General features: G+C 70.8%; 17 protein-coding genes. 12 read left to right on the forward strand and 5 right to left on the reverse strand.

Going from position 1 to position 20,519, the window contains the following annotated elements; all coding sequences use genetic code 11:
* The first annotated feature begins 19 nt into the window (after positions 1-19).
* From ABXJ52_RS22155 to ABXJ52_RS22170, 4 genes are all read left to right on the forward strand, one after another.
* On the forward strand, positions 20-1,648 hold the full coding sequence (locus ABXJ52_RS22155) for a serine/threonine-protein kinase (protein WP_367044355.1): 1,629 nt from the start codon (positions 20-22) through the stop codon (positions 1,646-1,648).
* A gap of 81 nt (positions 1,649-1,729) precedes the next feature.
* Positions 1,730-3,463, forward strand: a complete 1,734-nt coding sequence (locus tag ABXJ52_RS22160) for a serine/threonine-protein kinase (protein ID WP_367044356.1) — start codon at positions 1,730-1,732, stop codon at positions 3,461-3,463.
* Positions 3,464-3,639: 176 nt separating this feature from the next.
* A complete protein-coding gene (locus tag ABXJ52_RS22165) occupies positions 3,640-5,256 on the forward strand; it encodes a succinic semialdehyde dehydrogenase (RefSeq protein WP_367044358.1) in 1,617 nt (538 codons plus the stop codon).
* Between the two features lie 27 nt (positions 5,257-5,283).
* On the forward strand, positions 5,284-7,155 hold the full coding sequence (locus ABXJ52_RS22170; RefSeq protein ID WP_367044359.1) for a GMC family oxidoreductase: 1,872 nt from the start codon (positions 5,284-5,286) through the stop codon (positions 7,153-7,155).
* Between the two features lie 119 nt (positions 7,156-7,274).
* Here ABXJ52_RS22170 and ABXJ52_RS22175 read toward each other — a convergent pair whose 3' ends face one another.
* Positions 7,275-8,285 carry an LAETG motif-containing sortase-dependent surface protein gene (locus tag ABXJ52_RS22175; RefSeq protein ID WP_367044361.1) on the reverse strand — a complete coding sequence of 337 codons (1,011 nt, stop codon included), beginning with the start codon at positions 8,283-8,285 and terminating at the stop codon, positions 7,275-7,277.
* Positions 8,286-8,535: 250 nt separating this feature from the next.
* Here ABXJ52_RS22175 and ABXJ52_RS22180 point away from each other — a divergent pair, with 250 nt between their 5' ends.
* Complete coding sequence (locus tag ABXJ52_RS22180; RefSeq protein ID WP_367044362.1) at positions 8,536-8,949, forward strand: hypothetical protein; 414 nt, start codon at positions 8,536-8,538, stop codon at positions 8,947-8,949.
* Positions 8,950-9,098: 149 nt separating this feature from the next.
* On the forward strand, positions 9,099-9,917 hold the full coding sequence (locus ABXJ52_RS22185) for a hypothetical protein (protein ID WP_367044363.1): 819 nt from the start codon (positions 9,099-9,101) through the stop codon (positions 9,915-9,917).
* A 752-nt stretch (positions 9,918-10,669) separates the two neighbouring features.
* Here ABXJ52_RS22185 and ABXJ52_RS22190 read toward each other — a convergent pair.
* Positions 10,670-10,984, reverse strand: a complete 315-nt coding sequence (locus ABXJ52_RS22190; RefSeq protein ID WP_367044364.1) for a chorismate mutase — start codon at positions 10,982-10,984, stop codon at positions 10,670-10,672.
* 449 nt (positions 10,985-11,433) lie between these two features.
* Between ABXJ52_RS22190 and guaA the strand changes: the two genes are divergently transcribed.
* A complete protein-coding gene (guaA, locus tag ABXJ52_RS22195; protein WP_367044365.1) occupies positions 11,434-13,017 on the forward strand; it encodes a glutamine-hydrolyzing GMP synthase in 1,584 nt (527 codons plus the stop codon).
* Positions 13,018-13,091: 74 nt separating this feature from the next.
* Here the strand turns inward: guaA and ABXJ52_RS22200 are convergent, their stop codons facing one another.
* On the reverse strand, positions 13,092-13,619 hold the full coding sequence (locus ABXJ52_RS22200) for a pyridoxamine 5'-phosphate oxidase family protein (protein WP_367044366.1): 528 nt from the start codon (positions 13,617-13,619) through the stop codon (positions 13,092-13,094).
* A 163-nt stretch (positions 13,620-13,782) separates the two neighbouring features.
* Between ABXJ52_RS22200 and ABXJ52_RS22205 the strand changes: the two genes are divergently transcribed.
* The 3 genes from ABXJ52_RS22205 (at position 13,783) to ABXJ52_RS22215 (ending at position 16,660) form a co-directional block, all read left to right on the forward strand.
* Positions 13,783-14,568, forward strand: a complete 786-nt coding sequence (locus ABXJ52_RS22205) for a class II aldolase/adducin family protein (RefSeq protein ID WP_367044367.1) — start codon at positions 13,783-13,785, stop codon at positions 14,566-14,568.
* A gap of 169 nt (positions 14,569-14,737) precedes the next feature.
* Positions 14,738-16,003: a hypothetical protein gene (locus ABXJ52_RS22210; protein ID WP_367044368.1), complete on the forward strand. Its 1,266-nt coding sequence runs from the start codon at positions 14,738-14,740 to the stop codon at positions 16,001-16,003.
* 132 nt (positions 16,004-16,135) lie between these two features.
* A complete protein-coding gene (locus ABXJ52_RS22215) occupies positions 16,136-16,660 on the forward strand; it encodes a DoxX family protein (protein ID WP_367044369.1) in 525 nt (174 codons plus the stop codon).
* Positions 16,661-16,663: 3 nt separating this feature from the next.
* Here the strand turns inward: ABXJ52_RS22215 and ABXJ52_RS22220 are convergent, their stop codons facing one another.
* Together ABXJ52_RS22220 and ABXJ52_RS22225 are read right to left on the reverse strand one after the other, a co-directional pair.
* Positions 16,664-16,897: a hypothetical protein gene (locus ABXJ52_RS22220; protein WP_367044370.1), complete on the reverse strand. Its 234-nt coding sequence runs from the start codon at positions 16,895-16,897 to the stop codon at positions 16,664-16,666.
* A complete protein-coding gene (locus tag ABXJ52_RS22225; protein WP_367044371.1) occupies positions 16,884-18,221 on the reverse strand; it encodes a PspC domain-containing protein in 1,338 nt (445 codons plus the stop codon). Before ABXJ52_RS22225 ends, ABXJ52_RS22220 begins: the two co-directional genes overlap by 14 nt.
* Positions 18,222-18,405: 184 nt before the next feature.
* On the opposite strand from ABXJ52_RS22225, the gene ABXJ52_RS22230 reads away from it, so the two are divergent.
* A complete protein-coding gene (locus ABXJ52_RS22230) occupies positions 18,406-19,695 on the forward strand; it encodes a PspC domain-containing protein (RefSeq protein WP_367044372.1) in 1,290 nt (429 codons plus the stop codon).
* Entirely contained in the window at positions 19,692-20,483 is a 792-nt protein-coding gene (locus ABXJ52_RS22235) for a response regulator transcription factor (RefSeq protein WP_367044373.1), read from the forward strand. The genes ABXJ52_RS22230 and ABXJ52_RS22235 overlap by 4 nt, the downstream gene beginning before the upstream one ends.
* The last annotated feature ends 36 nt before the right edge of the window (positions 20,484-20,519 follow it).

Below are 20,519 nucleotides of genomic sequence, written 5' to 3' on the forward strand. Positions count from 1 at the left end.
TGTGGGGCATGATGGCCGCATGGGGAGCGTGGGGGACAACGCCCGGGTCATAGCTGGCCGTTACCGCCTGGACGCGCGGCTCGGCAGGGGTGGCATGGGCGTGGTCTGGCAGGCCACGGATCAGTTCCTCGGCCGCCGGGTAGCCGTCAAGGAACTCGCCCTCGACGACACGCTCTCCGAATCCGACGCGGCGCAGCAGCGCGAACGGACCCTGCGCGAGGCGCGGGCGGCGGCGCAGCTCAGACATCCGCACATCATCGTCGTCCACGACGTCGTCGTGCAGAGCGACCACCCGTACATCGTCATGGAGTTGATCGAGGGCGGTTCGCTGGCCGGGCGGATCGCGCGGACGGGTCCGATGAGCGCGCGGGAGGTCGCCCGCATGGGCATCGCCCTGCTGGGCGCGTTGCGCGTCGCGCATGGAGCCGGGGTCCTGCACCGGGACATCAAACCCGCGAACGTCCTCATGGAGGAGGCGACCGGCAGGGTCGTCCTCACCGACTTCGGGATCGCGCAGGTCAGCGGGGCGACGACGCTCACGGAGATCGGGTCGTTCGTGGGCTCGCCCGAATACACCGCGCCCGAGCGGATGTCGGGTGAGCGTACGGGGCCCGAGTCCGATCTCTGGTCGCTCGGCGCGCTGCTCGTCACGGCGATGACCGGTGAGTCGCCCTTCCGCCGGGACTCGATCAGCGGTGTGCTGCATGCCGTCGTCTTCGACGAGATCCGCCCGCCGCCCGCTGCCGCCCCGCTGCTGCCCGTCATCCTCGGGCTCCTCGAACGCGACCCGGACCGACGGCTCGGCGCGCAGGACGCCGAGCGGCTGCTGCGGACGTACGTCGAGACGGGGCGGATGCCGTCGACGCCCGCGGGCCGGGCCGGCGGCCAGCCCTCCGCGCTGCCGGGCGGGCGGCTCGGCGGCTACACGCCCACCTACCGTGACCTGCCCACGCGCCCGCCCGCGCAGCCCGCGGGTCCTTCCCGTCGCCGCCGCCGGGCCATGCTGCTCGCCGCCGCGCTGGTGGCCGCGGTGGCCGGGGCCGGGGTGTCCGCCGCGCTCCTGACGAGCAGGGACGGTGGCGGTGACGGCGGTGAACCGACGGCCACGGCCACGCAGTCCGCGGCGACGAACACGGTGAGCCCCTCGCCGACCCCGACGGTGACGGTCACCCGTGGCTCCCGCACCCCCAAGCCCTCCACTCCCGAAGCCCCGGATGGCTACCGCGTGACGAAGGACCCCCGCGGCTTCACGCTCGCCGTGCCCGAGGGCTTCACGCGCGAGGTGGAAGGGCCCCGCACCTTCTACAAGTCGGCGGGCGGTACGTTCCGCATCGGCATCAAGGAGTCGGCCCCGGAGCCGGGCGGCCCGCTCGCCGTGCAGCGCCGCTCCGACGCCAAGGGGCCGGAGAACAACCCGGGTTACCGGGACGGCGAGGTCACGGAGACCTCGCACAACGGGAGGCCCGCGGCCCTGTGGCAGTTCAGCTGGGACGGCTTCACGGCCGCGGAGGGCGACCGGCACACGTACGACCTGTGCTGGGAGGAGGGCGGCCGGATGTTCGACGTGTGGGTCTCGGCGCCGGTCGGCAGGGCGGAGGAGGGCCGGCGGTACTTCGACACGGCGGTCGACTCGTTCGTACGCCGGTGAAGTTCCCCTCGGCGCATCACCCCGGTCACAAGTCAGTGACCCTGGTGGAACGGGGGCCGTCGGCAAGGTACTGATGTGTGCATGAGTAATGACGGGGGAGCCTCCTACGGTCCGTACGAACCGACCAGTTACGGACTGCAGCCGCCACAGCCACAGCCGTACCAGCCGACCGCGCAGCACCCGGCCGGCCCGCAGCAGCCCGGCGCTCCCGGCCCGCAGCAGCCGAACGCCTCCGGCCCGCAGCAGCCCGGCGCGCCGACGCCGCCCCCGTCGCCCTACGCCCAGCCCACCCAGGTGGTGCCGAATCAGCCGTCCGAGCCGGACCCGGGTGCGGGGCGCCTGATCGCGGGCCGCTACCGCCTGCTGTCCAAGCTCGGCCACGGCGGCATGGGCACGGTCTGGCGCGCGAAGGACGAGACGGTGGACCGCGAGGTCGCCGTCAAGGAACCCCGCATCCCCGACCACCTGCCCGAGCGTGAGCGCGCCAACGTCTTCGAACGGATGCGCCGAGAGGCGCGCGCCGCGGCCCGCCTCGACCACCCCGCCGTGGTCAACGTCCACGACGTGGCGGTGGAGGACGGCCAGCCGTGGATCGTCATGGAGCTGGTCCAGGGCCGCTCGCTCGGCGCCGCGCTCCAGGAGGGCACCCTGGGCGCCCGTGACGCCGCCCGCATCGGTCTCGAGGTGCTCGGCGCCCTGGACGCGGCCCACCAGGCGGGCATCCTGCACCGTGACGTCAAGCCGGACAACGTGATGCTGGGGCAGCACGACCGCGTCGTCCTCACCGACTTCGGCATCGCCCAGATCGAGGGCGAGACGAACCTGACGGACACGGGCGGCTTCGTCGGCTCGCCCGAATTCATCGCCCCGGAGAGGGTGTTGGGCCAGCGCCCCGGCCCGGCTTCGGACCTCTGGTCGCTCGGCGTGGTCCTCTACGCCGCCACGGAGGGCGTGTCGCCGTTCCGGCGCAACAACACTCCCGCGACGCTGCAGTCCGTCCTGAACGCGACGCCCGCGGCGCCCGCATCGGCCTCGGGTCCGCTCGCGCAGGCGATCAACGGCCTCCTGGCCAAGGACCCGGCCCGGCGCCCGCGTGCCGCGCAGGTCCGCGCCCTCCTGGAGGAAGCGGCGAAGCCGCCGGAGCCCGCGCCGACGCGGGTCGTCACGGTCGCCGGTGACGCAGGCGGCGGCAAGGGCGTCTTCGTCAGCCGCAAGGCGCTGGCCGTCATCGCGGGGGTGGTCGTCGCGGCCGTGGCGGCGGGCGTCCTGATCGCCGTGAACCCCTTCGCGGGGTCGGAGGCGGAGGGCTGGAAGGACCACGAGGCGAAGGTGGTCGCCGCCACCGTCTCCGCGCCGCAGCACTACGTGGAGAGCAAGCCGGAGGACGTCGACTCGGACAAGACCTGGATCAGATACACCGATCCCAGCGGGGCCGTCTTCATCACGCTCGATCTCACGGAGAAGCAGGACACCACCAAGGAGATCCTCGGGTCGGCCGCCTCCCAGGCGTACGCGGACATGGAGGACTTCAAGGCGAGCGGCGAGTCCAAGTTCAGCAGCATGGCCGGCGATCCCGTCCCCGACGGAACGACGAAGGACAGCACGTACAAGGAGCGGGACGCGGCCGAGAACACGGTCAAGTACACCGACTCGGAGTCCGAGCAGCCGCACGAGGCCAAGATCTTCTACTACCGGACCGAGTCCGGGAACATGTACCGGCTGTGGATCGACTATCCCGGCAAGGGTGACTTCACCGAGCGGGGCCGTGAGGTCGCAAGGACCGCCATCGCGAATCTGGAGATCGACAAGCTCTGACCCACGGCGGTCGGCGACGGGGACGCGTGAATTTTCGCGTCCCCTCTTGATCAACTCCCACTAACCCCCTGATCAGGCCCTTTACCGCCAGTGAACGCTGGCACCATGTGTCCGCCCGGTGAAAGTGGATTACCGACGGGTACCCAAAACCCTGACCTGGGCCTACGCTCACCACCATGACGGACTCGCAGGCCATCGCAGTGCCCCTCGGAACGAACCCGATAGCCACCGCTCCCGAAGGCGCGCGCACCGCCGCCGACGTGGTGACTCCCGAGCTCATCGCGCAGCTCACCCGAGATGTGATCGGTTCGGGCCGGACCGCCAACCACATGCCGTTCACCGGCGAGAAGCTGGCCGACCTGCCCGAGTCCACCCCCGACGACGTGGCCACCGCCTTCGAGCGCGCCCGGGTCGCCCAGATCGCCTGGGAGCGCACCCCCGTCCGCCACCGCGCCGCGGTCCTGCTCCGCTTCCACGACCTCGTCCTGCAGCGCCAGGCCGAGGTCCTCGACCTCATCCAGCTGGAGACCGGCAAGGCCCGGCTGCACGCGCACGAGGAGCTGCAGGCCGTCGCCGTCGCCGCCCGGCACTACGGCCGCAAGGCCCCCGCGTACCTGAACCCCAAGCGGCACACCGGCGTCGTACCGACCCTCACGAAGGTCACCGAGAACCGCCAGCCGCGCGGTGTGGTCGGCCAGATCGCGCCCTGGAACTACCCCTTCGAGCTGTCCATCGGCGACGCCCTTCCCGCACTCGTCGCGGGCAACGCGCTGGTGATGAAGCCCGACACGGAGACCTGCCTGACCGCCCTGTGGGCGCGTGACCTGATCATCGAGGCCGGGCTGCCCGCCGAGGTCTTCCAGGTCGTCATCGGTGACGGACCCGTCGTCGGCCCCGAGATCGTCAAGCACGCCGACTACGTCTCCTTCACCGGCTCCACCCGCACCGGCCGCGAGGTCGCGCAGGGCGCTGCGGGCCGCCTCGTCGGCGTCTCGCTCGAACTGGGCGGCAAGAACGCCATGCTGGTGCTCCACGACGCCGACATCGACAAGGCCGCCGCGGGCGCCGTGCGCGCCTGCTTCTCCTCCGCGGGCCAGCTGTGCATCTCCATCGAGCGGCTGTACGTGCATGAGTCGATCGCCGACGAGTTCGTGGAGCGCTTCGCCACGCGCACGAAGGCGATGCGGCTCGGCCACTCCCTCGCGTACGGCGCGGAGATGGGCTCGCTGGTCGGCGAGCGGCAGCTGGAGACCACCAAGCGGCACGTCGACGAGGCGGTCGCCAAGGGCGCCACGCTGATCGCGGGCGGCGTGGCACGGCCCGACATCGGCCCCTTCTTCTACGAGCCGACGATTCTGGACGGCGTCGAGTCCCCGATGGCCGTGTGCGGCGAGGAGACCTTCGGCCCGGTCGTCTCCATCTACCGCTTCACCGACGAGAACGAAGCCGTCGACCTCGCCAACTCCACGTCGTACGGACTGAATTCCTCGGTCTGGACGAAGGACGGCAGCCGCGGACGCAAGATCGCCGCCCGGCTGCGCACCGGCACGGTCAACGTGAACGAGGGCTTCGCGCCGGCCTACGGCAGCGTGCAGTCACCGATGGGCGGCATGAAGGACTCGGGCCTCGGCCGCAGGCACGGCTCCGAGGGCATCCTGAAGTTCACCGAGGCGCAGACCGTCGCCCACCAGCGGCTGATGCCGCTCGCGCCGTCCTTCGGCATGGACGACGAGAAGTACGCGGCGTTCATGAGCCTGAGCCTGAAGGTCATGAAGTCCCTGCGGCTTCGCTAGTGCGTTAGTTCTCAACGAGGAGAGTCAATGTCACAGGAGAGCTCTGTCCAGGAACAGGCGGACGGTGAGGCGGGTAGGCACGGCGGGGTCGGCGGGGTCGGAGGGGACGGCGGGGGCGGCGACGCGTCGTACGACTACGACGTCCTCGTCGTCGGATCGGGCTTCGGCGGTTCCGTCTCCGCCCTGCGTCTGACGGAGAAGGGCTACCGCGTCGGCGTGCTCGAAGCGGGGCGCCGCTTCACCCGTGAGTCGCTCCCGAAGAACTCCTGGGACCTCAAGAACTACCTCTGGGCACCGGCGCTCGGCCTCTACGGCATCCAGCGCATCCACCTGCTCGGCAACGTGATGGTGCTGGCGGGGGCGGGCGTCGGCGGAGGTTCGCTGAACTACGCGAACACGCTCTACGTACCCCCCGCGCCGTTCTTCAACGACCCGCAGTGGAAGGACATCACGGACTGGCAGAACGAGCTCGCCCCCTACTACGAGCAGGCCAAGCGCATGCTCGGGGTGAGGCTCAACCCGACCACGACTCCGTCCGACATCCACCTGAAGGCGACCGCCCAGGCCATGGGAGTGGGCGACAGCTTCCACATGGCGCCGGTCGGCGTCTTCTTCGGAGACGAGCACGACGCCTCGGGTACTACAACGGCCAAGCCGGGCGAGGAAGTTCCCGACCCCTACTTCGGGGGAGCGGGCCCCTCCCGCAGGGCCTGCAGCGAATGCGGCGAGTGCATGACGGGCTGTCGGCACGGCGCGAAGAACACCCTCAACGAGAACTACCTCTACCTGGCGGAGAAGGCCGGCGCCGTCATCCACCCGATGACGTCGGTCGTCACCGTCACCGAGGACTCGCGGGGCGGGTACGCCGTCGCCACCCTGCCGACCGACGCCAAGCGCAAGGGCAACGGGCGCACGTTCACGGCCCGGCACGTCGTCGTCGCGGCGGGCACCTACGGCACGCAGACGCTTCTGCACCGCATGAAGGACACCGGTCTGCTGCCGCGCATCTCGGGGCGGCTCGGCGCGCTGACCCGCACCAACTCCGAGGCGCTGGTGGGCTCCCAGACCACCGACCGCCGCTACCGCAAGCAGCACGGCGCCGAGAAGGTGGACTTCACCAAGGGCGTCGCGATCACCTCGTCGATCCACCCGAACGCCACCACGCACATCGAGCCGGTCCGCTACGGCAAGAAGTCCAACGCCATGGGCGGCCTTACGGTCCTGCAAGTTCCGTACAGCATCAAGGGCGGCAAGGCGCGGGTCGCCGGATGGCTCGGCAATGTCGCCAAGCACCCCTGGCTGACGGTCCGTTCGCTCTCCAACCGGCGCTGGTCGGAGCGGACCATCATCGGCCTGGTCATGCAGACGCTCGACAACTCCCTGACCACGTACCGCAAGGAGAAGGGCATCGGCAAGGGCCTGCTGACCGCCCGGCAGGGTCACGGTGCGCCCAACCCGACGCAGATCCCCGAGGCCACCGAGGCCGCGACGCTGCTCGCCAAGGAGATCAACGGCTTCGCGGGTTCGAACGTGGGCGAGCTGATGGGCACACCGCTGACCGCGCACTTCCTGGGCGGCTGCCCGATCGGCGACAGCGCGGACACCGGGGTCATCGACCCCTACCACCGCCTCTACGGCCACCCCGGCATCTCGGTCGTCGACGGCGCCGCGATCACGGCGAACCTGGGCGTGAACCCGTCCCTGACGATCACCGCACAGGCCGAGCGCGCGATGTCGTTCTGGCCCAACAAGGGCGCCGAGGACACGCGTCCCGCACAAGGTTCCGCGTACGTGCGTCTCGCCGCCGTCGAACCGAAGTCCCCGGCGGTACCGGCGGACGCGTTCGGCGCGCTGAGGCTCCCGTTCCTGGGGATGCCCGCGATGCCGGCGAAGAAGTAGCCGGGGCGGCCATAGCGGCCGGATACGCGAAAGGACCTGCGCCCCCCTCCGAGCGCAGGTCCTTTCGCGTGCTTGAGGTGCCGTTTCCGGCGTAGCGGCCCAGCTGCCTACCGGCGTGGTTACGCGGTGGCGTCGGTCTTCTTGCGACGGACGACGAAGACCGCGCCCGCACCGGCGATGACGGCGGCACCGCCGACGAGGCCGATGGTCGGCAGCATGGAGCTGGAGCCGGTCTCGGCGAGGTTGCCGGTGACCGCGATCTCCTTGGCGCCGCCGATGGGCGTCTTGCCACCGTTGGGCGTCTTGCCGCCCGTGTTCTCGTCGGCCTCGCCCGGGTTCTCGTTCTCGCTGCCGGCCTTCAGGACCGTGAACTCGTAGAACGCGAACGCGTTGTGCACGCAGTTCTGCTCGGAGTCGAGGTAGCCGCCGAGGCCGAGCGCGTAGCCGTCGCCGGCCGGGGCCTTGGCGCTGACGTTGAGACGCAGCTTGATGTCGACCTTCTCCTTGGCACCCAGCTCGGTGGTGCCGAAGTAGAGGCCGCCCGAGACCTCGTCCGCGATGGATTCCCAGGCCTTGGTGTCGGGGTTGAAGTACTGGATCTGCGCGTAGTTGGCGAGCCAGTCCTTCTCGTCCTCGCTCTCCGTGAAGTTGTCCACGGCGGCGAGCCACTGGACCTCGCCGAGGTCCTCGTCGGTCGGGTTCGAAGCGGTCAGCTTGAACTGGTGCCAGCCGCTGCCCGCGACGATCTTGCCGGGCAGACCCGAGAGCCCCATCTTCAGCTTCGAGTCGGCGTCCTCGCCGTCCTCGTCGACCGGGCAGTCCGTGGGCTCCACGGTGGGCTCGTCGGTCGGCTCTTCGGACTCGGAGGGGTCTTCGGGCTTGCCCGTCTCGGTGGCCGACGCGGTCGGCGATGCGGTGGTCGACTCGGTGGCCGACGGGGTCGGCGTCGCCGACTGGGACGGCGTGTCGGTCGGGGTGGCCGTCGCACTGGGCGTGGCCGACTCGGTGGCCGTCGCGCTCGGGGCCGGCGTGGTGTCCTCGGTCGCGAAGGCGGCGGGAGCCGAAAGCAGCGCGATCGGGGCTATGGCAGCGGTCGCGGCCGCGGCGGCCATGACACGGCGAAGCTTCATGAAGACCTCAGGGAGTCCGGCGTATCACCTGGTGGGTGACACGGAGGTGGAGGCCTCCGCGGTGGGGTCGCGGGTGTGGCCGTTGTTACGCATGCATGACCTGCGTCCCCTGTGAATGGTTGTCCTCGAACTCACAGAATTCTTATGTGGTTTGGATCACACGGCTTGTGCGTGCGTTGCCGGGTGCCGTAGAAATTCCTCCGCTCGACGGCGATCCGCCGGGGAGCGAGGGGCATCAGGAGGGGGCGGCGTGGCGGAGCCGGATGAGATACGGGACGAGATGCCGGGGGAGATACCGGACGACGTGTGGGAACGGTTCGAGCGCGACAGTCTGCGCGACATCCGTACGTCGGCGCCGAAGGAACCGTCCGCACGGGCGCGCATGGTGGCCGAACGGCTGCGGCGCCTCGACGAGGAGGCGGCGCGCCAACAGGCCGCTGACTCCCGTGCGCTGGGCCGCCGGCGCAGGAAGCGCAGGGCGGCGCGGGGGGAGGGAACCGCCGGGGCGTGGCGGCCCGACGAGTGGCGCGCGGCGCCGACCGGGCCGGGGCGCGACGCGCGGTCGGAGCGCAGGCGCCGGGTGTGGAGCGTGGTGATCGTGGTGGGCGGCATGGCGCTGGCGATCGTTTTCCTGAGCCCGTTCCGCTTCTGGATCTGGCAGTAGCGGGAACTTGGGCGGGCCGGGTCGGGGGCCTTGTTGGGCGGGGCGTGGGTGCGGGAACCGCTCGTAACGATCTTCCGTCGTAGAAGGGGTGCGGGTGACTCCGCACGATGCGTACGAAACGGTGCGTACGAAATTGGGGGAGCGGAAACGTGAAGTCAGCTGTGTCGCGTGGCGTGGTGGCTGTCTCGACCGTGGCGGTGCTCGGCCTCACGGCGGCGTGCAGCGGTAGCGGCGGCGACGGTGACGGCAAGGACGAGAAGCCCGCGCGAGCGGAGGCGACCTCTGCCGTGGCGAAGCTGGAGAAGGCGGCGCTCGCCTCGGGTGACGTGAAGAAGTACAAGATCGAGGCCGGTCCCGGAGAGGCCACAGGACAGGCCTCGGGACAGGCCTCAGGACAGGCCAAGGACAAGGCGCGGCCGTCGATGGGACGCGTGAACCCGACCGAGTGCCGCCCACTGGCCGAGATGCTCACGGCTGCCGCCCCGGCGAAGTCGAAGGCGCACGTCAGCCGCACGCTGAGCAGCACCGACGTCGCGGACACCACGACGACCGAGGTCGTGCTGCTTGCTTACGGCAAGGCCGACGCCGAGAACACCATGGACACCCTGCGTGGGGCGACGAAGTCGAAGAAGTGCGCCACGTTCGGGGACGGCGGCCGTCGGTACATCGGTGTCAGGCCGCAGCCCGGGCCGGTCGACGGCGACGAGGCGGTTTCATACAAGCTCGCGAGCCGGACCGGGAAGTTCCTGCACCGGGATCGCGTCACGGTCGTACGCAGCGGCTCGACGCTGGTCGCTTTCCGCGCCTCGAACGTCTTCGACCCGGAGTCGGCCCGCGCCGACGAGGAGGGCGGGGCCTCCGGACTGCCGGAGAAGCTGCGTGACGCGAAGACGGGTGACCCGAAGGTGGCCGACGCGATCGTCGAGGCCCAGCTCGCGAAGCTGGCAGGGCAGGCCGGAGAGAAGTAGCAACGCAACGCCCGGAGCAGCCCGGAGCAGCCCGGAGCGGGGTGGCGGCGGCAGAGCGAAGGGCCCCGCGGGACGGATCCGCGGGGCCCTTGGCCGTCAGCACCGACGTCAGGGCAGCGTCGGTGCCACGGAGCGGCGCCGGGGGGAGTGCGCCGCGGGCTTGAGGGGCGCCGGTGGCCTACCCGGCGCACGAGGGGCGCACGGGTGGTCTCGACCAATGGCAATGGAGTTGTGCGGCGCTGTGCGCGCGCCTGTCCTGTCACGCATCGTGCTGGATGCGCCGTGACCCGCGCAACCAGTTCGGCATGATCCAGACGGATGGGGACAGCCGGGTCTTTCGTGCGGGGACGGAGGAGCCGAAAAGCTGAGGGACCTGGGGACCGGGGGACGGTTGGGAGAGGCGACCGTTGGGAGAGGTGACCGGCTGGGGAGGCCGGTCGAGGCCGGTCGGCTTCGGGCGTCCCCGAAGCCGACCGTTCCCTGGGTGACCGGGCTGCTGTCCCCTGCCGTCCGGTCACGTCTCTGGAGCGAGGTCCCACGGCGCACACGAGGTGTGCGCCTCATCGCTCCAGCGGAGCCACGCGTGGTTTTTCCGTGCCCGCCCCTGGCTGGCACGGACATCGGGACCAACGAAGTCCCTCCGGGCCCGGTCACGCGCCGTACGGGTGAGAGCGGACCCGAACTCAGATCCGGTGGTGTCCGCCTGGCCGTGGTGGCCGCGGTGCGCCGGGAGGTGCCGTGCCGGGAGGCGCTCAGACCCGGCCCCTGCACAGTTCGAGGAGCGTCATCGCGAGCGACGTACCCGGCTTGCCGAGCGCGTCCCTGTAGTGGGCGAGGACCTCCATCTCGCGCGAGAGGTTGACCCGACGACCGCCCGAACCGATGCGGGCGTCCTGGATGACGGCCGACACGGCCATCCGTTCCTGTACGAGACCGATGATGCGGTCGTCGAGTGCGTCGATGCGGTCACGTGCGCCTTCGATCACATCAGCGGCCTCGGGGGTGCGGGCGCCGGTCTTGTCGGTCTTACCGGCCGTGGCGGTGGTGGCGGTCGTGGCGATGGTCATGTGGGGCTCCTCGTCGGTGGAGTGCCCCGGAGCGACAAGGTCCGGAAATGACAGAACGCCCCGGGCCTTGTCGGCCCGGGGCGCCTGGGAAGTCGCTTGTCAGTGGATCAAGCAGCTCGACCATGGCAGCCGGCGGGCCGGTTGCCATAGGTAAAGAGGAAGCTGAGGTGCTTGGTCACGAGGCCAGTATGCCCCCACGCGCGCGTGCCCGGTCAACACGGGTTCCGTGACGGCTCGGATACTGAGACGTCGAGCACCGCCACGTGCGCGGGAACGACCCCAGGGGGTCCTCAGCGAGCGGTCCCAGGGGCGGGACGGCCGCGGCTCCGTCGGATGCGACGAATGGGGTGCCCGTGAGCCCGTTAGAATCGACAAATACAGACCCCCTGCTCACGCACGAGCCCCAGCTCATCGCTCAAGCTCACGCTCAACGCCGGAAGGCCGCCGCCGTGCCATCAGCGACCCCCGCTGCCGCCCCCGACACCGTTCTGGTCGTCGACTTCGGAGCGCAGTACGCCCAGCTCATCGCCCGCCGCGTCCGGGAGGCCCGCATCTACAGCGAGATCGTGCCGAGCAGCATGCCGGTCTCCGAGATGCTCGCCAAGAAGCCCGCCGCGATCGTCCTCTCCGGTGGCCCCTCGTCGGTGTACGCGGACGAGGCCCCGCGCCTGGACCGCGCGATCTTCGAGGCCGGCGTCCCCGTCTTCGGCATGTGCTACGGCTTCCAGCTGATGGCGACCACCCTCGGCGGCACCGTCGACAACACGGGCGCGCGGGAGTACGGCCGTACGCCGCTGGCCGTCTCCAAGCCCGGCTCGACGCTCTTCGAGGGCACCCCGTCCGAGCAGCCCGTGTGGATGTCGCACGGCGACGCGTGCAGCGCGGCGCCCGAGGGCTTCACCGTCACCGCGTCCACGGACGTCGTGCCGGTCGCGGCCTTCGAGAACGACGAGAAGAAGCTGTACGGCGTGCAGTACCACCCCGAGGTGATGCACTCCACGCACGGCCAGCAGGTGCTCGAGCACTTCCTCTACCGGGGCGCGGGCCTGAAGCCCGACTGGACCACCGGCAACATCGTCGAGGAGCAGCTCACCGCGATCCGTGAGCAGGTCGGCAACAAGCGCGCGATCTGCGGCCTGTCCGGCGGCGTCGACTCCGCCGTGGCCGCCGCCCTGGTGCAGAAGGCCATCGGTTCGCAGCTGACCTGCGTGTACGTCGACCACGGTCTGATGCGCAAGGGCGAGACCGAGCAGGTCGAGAAGGACTTCGTCGCGGCCACGGGCGTGCAGCTCAAGGTCGTCGACGCGCAGGAGCGCTTCCTCAGCGCCCTCGCCGGGGTCTCCGACCCCGAGGAGAAGCGGAAGATCATCGGTCGCGAGTTCATCCGCGTCTTCGAGCAGGCCCAGGCGGAGATCGTCGCCGAGGCCCCGAACGACCAGCCCGTCGAGTTCCTCGTCCAGGGCACCCTCTACCCCGACGTCGTCGAGTCCGGCGGCGGCACCGGCACCGCGAACATCAAGTCCCACCACAACGTGGGCGGCCTCCCCGAGGACCTCGAGTTCCAGCTGATCGAGCCGCTGCGCCAGCTCTTCAAGGACGAGGTGCGCATGGTCGGCCAGGAGCTCGGCCTGCCGGACGAGATCGTCCAGCGCCAGCCCTTCCCCGGCCCCGGTCTCGGTATCCGCATCGTTGGTGACGTCACCAAGGAGCGCCTCGACCTGCTCCGTGAGGCCGACGCGATCGCCCGCGAGGAGCTGACGGCGGCCGGTCTCGACCGTGAGATCTGGCAGTGCCCGGTCGTGCTGCTCGCGGACGTGCGCAGCGTGGGCGTGCAGGGCGACGGCCGGACGTACGGCCACCCGATCGTGCTGCGGCCCGTCTCCTCCGAGGACGCCATGACGGCCGACTGGACCCGCATGCCGTACGAGGTCCTCGCGAAGATCTCGACGCGCATCACGAACGAGGTCGCCGACGTCAACCGCGTCGTCCTCGACGTGACGAGCAAGCCGCCGGGCACCATCGAGTGGGAGTAGCACTCCCGGCGCGAGCCATCGCGCAGCGCTGACACGGCGCCGTCCACCGAGGTGGGCGGCGCCGTCCGCGTACGTCAGGTCCGCCTGGTCGTCCGCGTCGGGGCGCCCGGCTTCCACACCCGCACCACCATGTACTTCTCGTCCTCGATCGACGTCCTGACCACCTCCGTCAGCTCCGTACGGAAGAGGTGGAACGCGTCCGGGTCCGGCGGGTCCACCTCGCCCGTGTACCGCGCGATGACCTCGGGGTCCTTCACCTCGATCGCCCGCCCCGAGATCCGGATGTCGCCGCCGGCCATCTCCGTGCCCGGCCCCGGGTTGGCCTGGATCGAGAAGCGCGGATCGCGGCGCAGGTCGAGGGCCTTCATCGAGCCCGGCATCATGCCGAGCCACAACTCCCCGTGCAGGAAACGCACTTCGAGTCCGGTCGTCCGTGGTGATCCGTCCTTGCGGAGTGTGGCGAGGACGTGATGCGTGAACAGGCCGAACCGCTCCTCGGCCGTCCGCGCGAAGGCGGGTTCCGCCGCGCTGAAGGATGCCCAGTCCGTTGTGGCGTGCTTCCTCGTGTTCGGCGCCGTGTCCGACGCTGCGTTCGTCGTCATACGGTGAGTGTCGCGTCGATACCCGACACCTCCTGTCCGGCTTGTCGCGCCGATCCGGCCCCGGCCCCGCGCCCCGATTGCGCACTCTCTTCACAGGGACCCCCTGTCTTCCTGCGCTGACCGGCGGTAACTTCCGCTCCGTACAGCCAGGAATGGAGGACACATGCAGGCGCCCACACCGATACCCGTCGAGCGGTTGCAGTTCGCGATGCCGCCGGTGCACGACTCGTTGGCGGACGAACGGCGCTACCGCAAGGAACGGCTCGCGGGGGCGCTGCGCATCTTCGGACGGCTCGGATACGAGGACGGGGTCTCCGGGCACATCACGGCGCGGGACCCGGAGCACGAGGACTGTTTCTGGGTGAACCCCTTCGGGATGCCCTTCAAGCACGTCACCGTGGGCGATCTGGTCCTCGCCAACGCGCAGGGGCAGGTCGTCGAGGGCCGCCACCACGTCAACCAGGCCGCGTTCACCGTCCACGCGCAGGCGCACCTGGCACGGCCGGACGTCGTCGCCGTCGCACACTGTCACTCCCTGCACGGCCGCGCCCTGTCCACACTCGGGGAACTCCTCGACCCGATCACCCAGGAGTCCTGCGCCTTCTACGAGAGCCACGCGCTGTACGACGGCTACACAGGCGTCGTCGTGGACTCGGACGAGGGCCGGCGGATCGCCACCGCGCTCGGCGACCACAAGGCCGTCATCCTGCGCAACCACGGGCTGCTCACCGTCGGCGATTCCGTCGACGCCGCCGCCTGGTGGTTCCTCACGATGGAGCGCTCCTGCCAGGTACAGCTGAGCGCTCGGGCCGCGGGCCGCCCGATCCTCATCGGCCACAAGCAGGCGGTGGCGACGCGCGAGCAGCTCGGCAGCGATCTCGTCGCGTGGATCAACTACCAGTCCCTGTGGCAGGACATCAGCCGCAGCGAACCGGATCTGCTGGCCTGAGCCCGCCCCGGAGCCGACAGCCCCCGCCGTCAACGCGCGTACGGGGAAATCACCCTCGCTGACCTGACCCGGGGAACCCGATCGTGTTCCAGTACGGCACAATCCCCTTTCATCGCAAGGAAGTTCACGTTTCGGTGCTCGAACGAGGGCGGGGAAGGCGGCGTACGCGGTGGCGGTGCAGGAGGCGCGGCAGGGCGCACACGGGGGCGGCTGCACATGCGGCGACTGCCCGCACGGCGCACGCGAGGGGCATCGGCGTGCCGTGGCGGCGTTCCTCGCCAAGCGTGACGAGCTGGCGGCGGGGCAGGGGCTTCCCGCGGCGGTCGCCCACTCGGCGGGCGCTTCCCGGCAGTGGGTGTCGGACGAGCTGACCCAGTCCGCGCGCGCCGTCGCCGAACGGGGCAGGGCCGAGGGCGAGGCCTGGCTCGGCCTGCTCTGGCGCCGCTCGGCCACCGTGATCTGGGTGGCCGTGGGGGCGCTTCTCCTGGTCCAGGCGCTCACCGCGATCGGCACAGGGTGGAGCATCGCCCGGACCGCCGGGCTGCTCGCGGCCGTGGTCGTCGGTGGTCTGCTGACCGGCGCCGGATACGTGCACCGGGCGCGCGGCGGCATCCTCGCGCCGTTGGTCGGGGAGGACAACCGCCTCTCCACCTCCCGCGCGGTGGCCGCCTGTTGGGTCCTCCTCGTCGTCTTCGCCGTGCTCGTCCTCGTCGGGGAGCTCGCGGGGGCATCGGGACCCCGTGAGCGCGACGAGCTGATCGCCGGGCTCGACCTCGGCCGCGCCGCCGGCGCCCTGACCGTCCTCGCCGTGGCCTGCGGGATCGCCGTGCTCGTACGCCGTGTGGTGGGTCTGCGCGTCCTCGGCCAGCGGCTGCAGAAGGTGCCCGCCGACCGGCCCCGGGCCGCCGACCTGCTCACCGACGACGCGGGCCGCGGCAGCTTCGCGGACGCGCAGTACGTCCTGGTCAGCGCGGCCGCCATGATCTTCACAGCCGTACGCCTCGCGCGCCGCCCCGAGCAGCTGCCCGACCTGCCGTGGGGGCTCGCCCTCCTAGTCCTGGTGTCGGCGGCGACGTACCTCGCGGGCAAGTACGCCGAGGGTGGCCGGCCCGTGATCCTCTCCGTGGTGCGCGCCCGGGAGGCGGGCGATCTCGACGCACCCATCCGCACGGGAGACGACATCGAGGTCCGCGGCGCCGGATTCGTGCCTCCCGGCGCACAGACCGCCGATCGTCTCGCCCGGATGGTCGTTCGCATCGGAACCGTGCACGTCCATGTGCCGCTCGTCCCCGTCCCCGGCGGGTTCACCAACCCGACCGACACGGCCCTGACCGTCCCCGTCCCGGTCGACGTGGAGCCGGGGCGCGTCGACGTCCAGGTGATCACCGCCGCGGGTGTGGAGACGAACCGCTGCACGATCGACGTGACGGACTGAGCGCCCCGGCCCATCGCCGGGCCGGTCCTCGCGAATTCGGTGCAAGCCACTGAGCAGGCCCCCCTGTTCGTACGTATCGTCAGAAGACGGGTTCATGGGCGAAGCGGGTCAACGGGAGAGGCGGCGAGAGCGATGGCTCATGGCATGCGCACCGACAGCCACACCAGCTACGTCAGAAGCACCGGCTGGAGGGAGAGCGCCTCCCGATACGCCCTACTCCCGCTCCGGATCTTCCTCGGCGTCACCTTCATCTACGCGGGCCTGGACAAGCTCACCGACAGCGCCTTCCTGTCGGCCGACGGAGATGGTTCCATCGGCCGGCAGATGCAGGACATCCGCGGTCTCTCCGCCATCCCGGAACTCGTCGACCTCGCCCTCAAGAGCCCCGTCGGCTTCGGCTACGCCATCGCCCTCGGTGAACTCGCCGTCGGCATCGGCACCCTCATCGGCCTGTTCGCCCGGATCGCCGCGCTCGGCGGCGCGCTGATCTCGCTCAGCCTCTGGCTGACCATGAGCTGGTCCATCGAGCCGTACTACTACGGCAACGACCTGGCCTACCTGATGGCGTGGCTCCCCCTGATCCTCGCCGGGGCGGCCATCTTCTCGGTCGACGCGATGATCGCGACCCGTCGCAGATACCGCTCGAGACTCGGCTGAGCGTCAGGCCTCCGTGGAGTCCGTCCGGCCCTTCGCGCGGGCGGTGGGCCGCCCGCGTATGCCGTAGGACACCGCTGCCGCCGCGCCCGCGAGCAGCAGCCCCGCCAGCAGGAGCGGGAACGCCACGAACCAGGGCGTGTCCCAGATGCCGCCCGCGTCGCCCGCGTAGGCGATGGCCGCTATCAGCAGGAACAGACCGAGGACCAGCTTGCCGGGATGGAACTCATGACGTAGCACGGCTCACCTCCGCCTGTCCGACGCCGACCTCGACGTGCAGCTCTAGCCTGCCGCCGTCCTTGCTGCCCGCGGGCGGGTCCAACGTCACCGACTTCTCCTTGCCCGGAGCGATGTCCACGTCCCCCTTGCGGTCGTCCGGCAACTGGATGTCGCCGACGCCCACTTCGATGTTCAGCTCCACCGTGCTGTTCCGCGGCAGGATCACCTTCAGCTGACCTGCTCCCACCTCGGCGCTGGTGCTCAGGGTCTGTCCCTTGCCGGGGCCGGCGCGGGTCAGGTCGAGCGTGCCGACGCCTGTCCCCAGTTCGTACTGGGGCCGGACCTGCTCCACCGCGGTCGGCTTCCATTCCGTCTCCGCCCAGGTGGTGGTGATGTCCTTGGGCAGCGCGGCCGAGCCCGCCAGCAGCCCGGCCGTGATCACCGCGAGCACGATCGAGCCCACGCCGGTGCGCCCGAGGAAGGCGCTGATCGCGATGCCGATGCCGAACACGGCGAGCGCGAGCGCGAGGCCGGTCTGCAGGCTGGTGCCGAGGGGCTGCTCCGCCCACGTGAGGCCGGTGCCGAGACCGCCGGCCAGCAGCGCTCCCAGGAAGATGAGGCCGCCGATCCAGCGCGGGCCCCGCGGCTTGGGCGGCCGCGGCGCTTCGGGCTGCCACTGCCGTATCGGCCCGTGCGGGGGGTCGGGCTGATACCCGACGGTCACTCCCTCGGGCCCCCAGAAATAGCCCGAGATCCCGTCGTGCGTGCCGTCCTTGATGATCGGGTCCCGCCACCAGGAGGGGGCGCCGGCAACCGGTGGTGCCTTCGCCTCGGGCGGGGCGTCCGCCGCGGCCTGGGCCGCCACCGGGTCGGGGTCGGTCGTGCCGCGCTGCTGCGACCAGTACCCCGCACCCGCGAGGAGCAGCGCGAGGCCGGTCGCGAAGGTGAGCGCACCGCCGTTGTTCAGGAGGGAGAGGAAGACCCCGCAGCCGACGAGCGCGAAGAGCACGGCCGTCAGGGCCTGGCCGTCCACCCGGCCGGAGAGGAGCCTGCGCGCCTCGTTCTCCTCCTCGTCGTCGAAGGGGACGAACAGCCACGCGAAGCCGTAGAAGACAAGGCCAAGTCCGCTGGTGACGGAGAGGAGCGCGAGCCCGATCCGGAAGATCACCGGATCCATGTCGCAGTGCTGACCGAGCCCCGCGCACACACCGCCCAGCTTTTTGTGCCGGCGGTCGCGGCGGAAGCCCCGCACGACCATCGGCCCGCCCGGCTCCCGCGCCGTGGCGGTGAGGGGATCGCGCGGCGCGGCCTGCGGGCCCGTCCCGGCGGGCTGCTCGTCTGTCATGTGTCCATGGTGACGGGCCGAAGGCCGCCGCGGCAGTCGGGACAACCCTGGCCGAACCCTGAGATCGTCCCTGACACACCCCTGCCCCGACCTCCGGGCCCCTGCCGTCCGGGTCGTAGATCAGGGACGTCTCGGGGGTCGACCCTGATGCCCGCGCACGCGTACGCGTGTGAATATCGGAGACATGCCGGAAGCCGCAGCAGTACCCATCGAAGACGAGCGGCCGCTGCGAAAGCTCTATCGCAGCGGTGACGGCCGTTGGCTCGGCGGTGTCGCGCGCGGCCTCGCCGGCCATCTCGGCCTTCCCGTCGTCTGGGTGCGGCTGATCTTCGTCGGACTGTTCATGGCGGACGGGCTCGGCGCGCTGTTGTACGCGGCGTTCTGGTTCTTCGTGCCGCTGGGAGTCGGCGGCGTCGACGCCCAGCGGCCACCCTCACCCGTCACCGCGGAGATATCGCCCGACGGGCGACGCAGACTCGTGGCCCGCAAACCGGACAAGGGCCAGCTCGTCGCGTTGCTCGCGATGGTGATCGTCGCCATGGTCTTCGTCGGCAACGTGGACCTGGGCAGTTCGACCAAGGCCTATCTCTGGCCGACCCTGCTCGTCGCCGCCGGTGTCGCCCTGGTCTGGCGGCAGGCCGACAACGCCCGCCGGGCCCGCTGGATGGCCGTCGGCCGTCGCAGGCGCACCCTGACCATCGCCCGCGCCGGGGCGGGAGTGCTGCTGGTCGGCGCCGGCGTCTCCGGCATAGTCGTGCTGCAGGGCTCCACCTCGCACCTCAGCTCCGTGCTGCAGGCCGCGCTCGCCGTTCTCGTCGGCGTCGCGCTGCTCGCCGGCCCCTATCTCGTGCGCATGATGCAGGACCTCTCCGAGGAGCGGCTGATGCGCATCCGTGCCCAGGAGCGGGCAGAGGTCGCCGCTCATGTGCACGACTCGGTCCTGCACACCCTGACCCTGATCCAGCGCAACGCGGAGAACGCCGGAGAGGTGCGCCGCCTGGCCCGCGCCCAGGAGCGCGACCTGCGTCAGTGGCTCTACAAACCGGAGGGGACGGGCAAGGACGAGGCGGACGAGCCCGACACCCTCGCCGAAGCGGTGCGGCGCAACGCGGCGGAGGTCGAGGACAAGCACGGCGTCCCCATCGAGGTCGTCGTCGTCGGCGACTGCCCGCTGGACGACCCGCTCACGGCGCAGATGCAGGCCGCGCGCGAAGCAATGGTGAACGCCGCCAAGTACGGTGGCGAGGGCGGCGCGGTGCAGGTCTTCGCCGAAGTCGACGGGCAGACGGTGTTCGTGTCCGTCCGCGACCGTGGCCCCGGCTTCGATCTGGATTCCGTGCCGGACGACCGCATGGGCGTACGAGAATCGATCATCGGCCGTATGCAGCGCAACGGCGGCACGGCGCGGCTGCGCGCGGTGCCGGGGGGCGGCACGGAAGTCGAGCTGGAGATGGAGAGGACGGCGACGACATGAGCGACGCGAGTGAGCCCGAGGGGCCCAGGGGCGGAACAGAGGGTGCGGCCGAGTCGGCACAGCCCGCCGAAGCGACGGCCGACGCGGCTGAAGCGACGGGTGCCGCCGCGGGCGGTGCCCCGGAGGGCCGCCGTGCGCGCGTCGTCCTCGTCGACGACCACCGGATGTTCCGTACGGGCGTCCAGGCGGAGATCGGCAGGACAGCGATCACCGGCGTCGAGGTCGTCGGCGAGGCCGCGGACGTCGACCAGGCGGTCACGGTCATCACGACGACGCGCCCCGAGGTCGTTCTCCTCGACGTGCATCTTCCGGGCGGCGGCGGTGTCGAAGTGCTGCGCCGCTGTGCGCCGTTGATGTCCGATGCCGAGCGGCCTGTGCGGTTCCTCGCGCTCTCCGTGTCGGACGCCGCGGAGGACGTCATCGGAGTCATCCGTGGCGGGGCCCGCGGCTATGTCACCAAGACGATCACCGGCACCGACCTGGTCGACTCCATCTTCCGCGTGCAGGACGGGGACGCGGTGTTCTCGCCGCGGCTCGCCGGGTTCGTCCTCGACGCCTTCGCGTCGACCGACGCGCCCCCGGTCGACGAGGACCTGGACCGCCTCACGCAACGCGAGCGCGAGGTGCTGCGGCTCATCGCGCGCGGGTATGCGTACAAGGAGATCGCCAAGCAGCTGTTCATCTCCGTTAAGACGGTCGAGTCGCATGTGTCGGCGGTCCTGCGCAAGCTCCAGCTGTCCAACCGGCACGAGCTGACGCGGTGGGCGACGGCGCGGCGGCTGGTCTGACCTGACCGTCCGGTAGGCGCGTATGCGATCACGCGG

This window comes from Streptomyces sp. Je 1-332, assembly GCF_040730185.1.
In the GTDB taxonomy this organism is placed as follows: Bacteria; Actinomycetota; Actinomycetes; order Streptomycetales; family Streptomycetaceae; genus Streptomyces.

Coding starts and splice junctions, on each gene's coding strand:
- ABXJ52_RS22155 (WP_367044355.1), top strand. CDS start 20: ATGGGGAGCGTGGGGGACAACGCCCGGGTCATAGCTGGCCGTTACCGC.
- ABXJ52_RS22160 (WP_367044356.1), top strand. CDS start 1,730: ATGAGTAATGACGGGGGAGCCTCCTACGGTCCGTACGAACCGACCAGT.
- ABXJ52_RS22165 (WP_367044358.1), top strand. CDS start 3,640: ATGACGGACTCGCAGGCCATCGCAGTGCCCCTCGGAACGAACCCGATA.
- ABXJ52_RS22170 (WP_367044359.1), top strand. CDS start 5,284: ATGTCACAGGAGAGCTCTGTCCAGGAACAGGCGGACGGTGAGGCGGGT.
- ABXJ52_RS22175 (WP_367044361.1), bottom strand. CDS start 8,285: ATGAAGCTTCGCCGTGTCATGGCCGCCGCGGCCGCGACCGCTGCCATA.
- ABXJ52_RS22190 (WP_367044364.1), bottom strand. CDS start 10,984: ATGACCATCGCCACGACCGCCACCACCGCCACGGCCGGTAAGACCGAC.
- ABXJ52_RS22200 (WP_367044366.1), bottom strand. CDS start 13,619: ATGACGACGAACGCAGCGTCGGACACGGCGCCGAACACGAGGAAGCAC.
- ABXJ52_RS22205 (WP_367044367.1), top strand. CDS start 13,783: ATGCAGGCGCCCACACCGATACCCGTCGAGCGGTTGCAGTTCGCGATG.
- ABXJ52_RS22215 (WP_367044369.1), top strand. CDS start 16,136: ATGGCTCATGGCATGCGCACCGACAGCCACACCAGCTACGTCAGAAGC.
- ABXJ52_RS22225 (WP_367044371.1), bottom strand. CDS start 18,221: ATGACAGACGAGCAGCCCGCCGGGACGGGCCCGCAGGCCGCGCCGCGC.
- ABXJ52_RS22230 (WP_367044372.1), top strand. CDS start 18,406: ATGCCGGAAGCCGCAGCAGTACCCATCGAAGACGAGCGGCCGCTGCGA.
- ABXJ52_RS22235 (WP_367044373.1), top strand. CDS start 19,692: ATGAGCGACGCGAGTGAGCCCGAGGGGCCCAGGGGCGGAACAGAGGGT.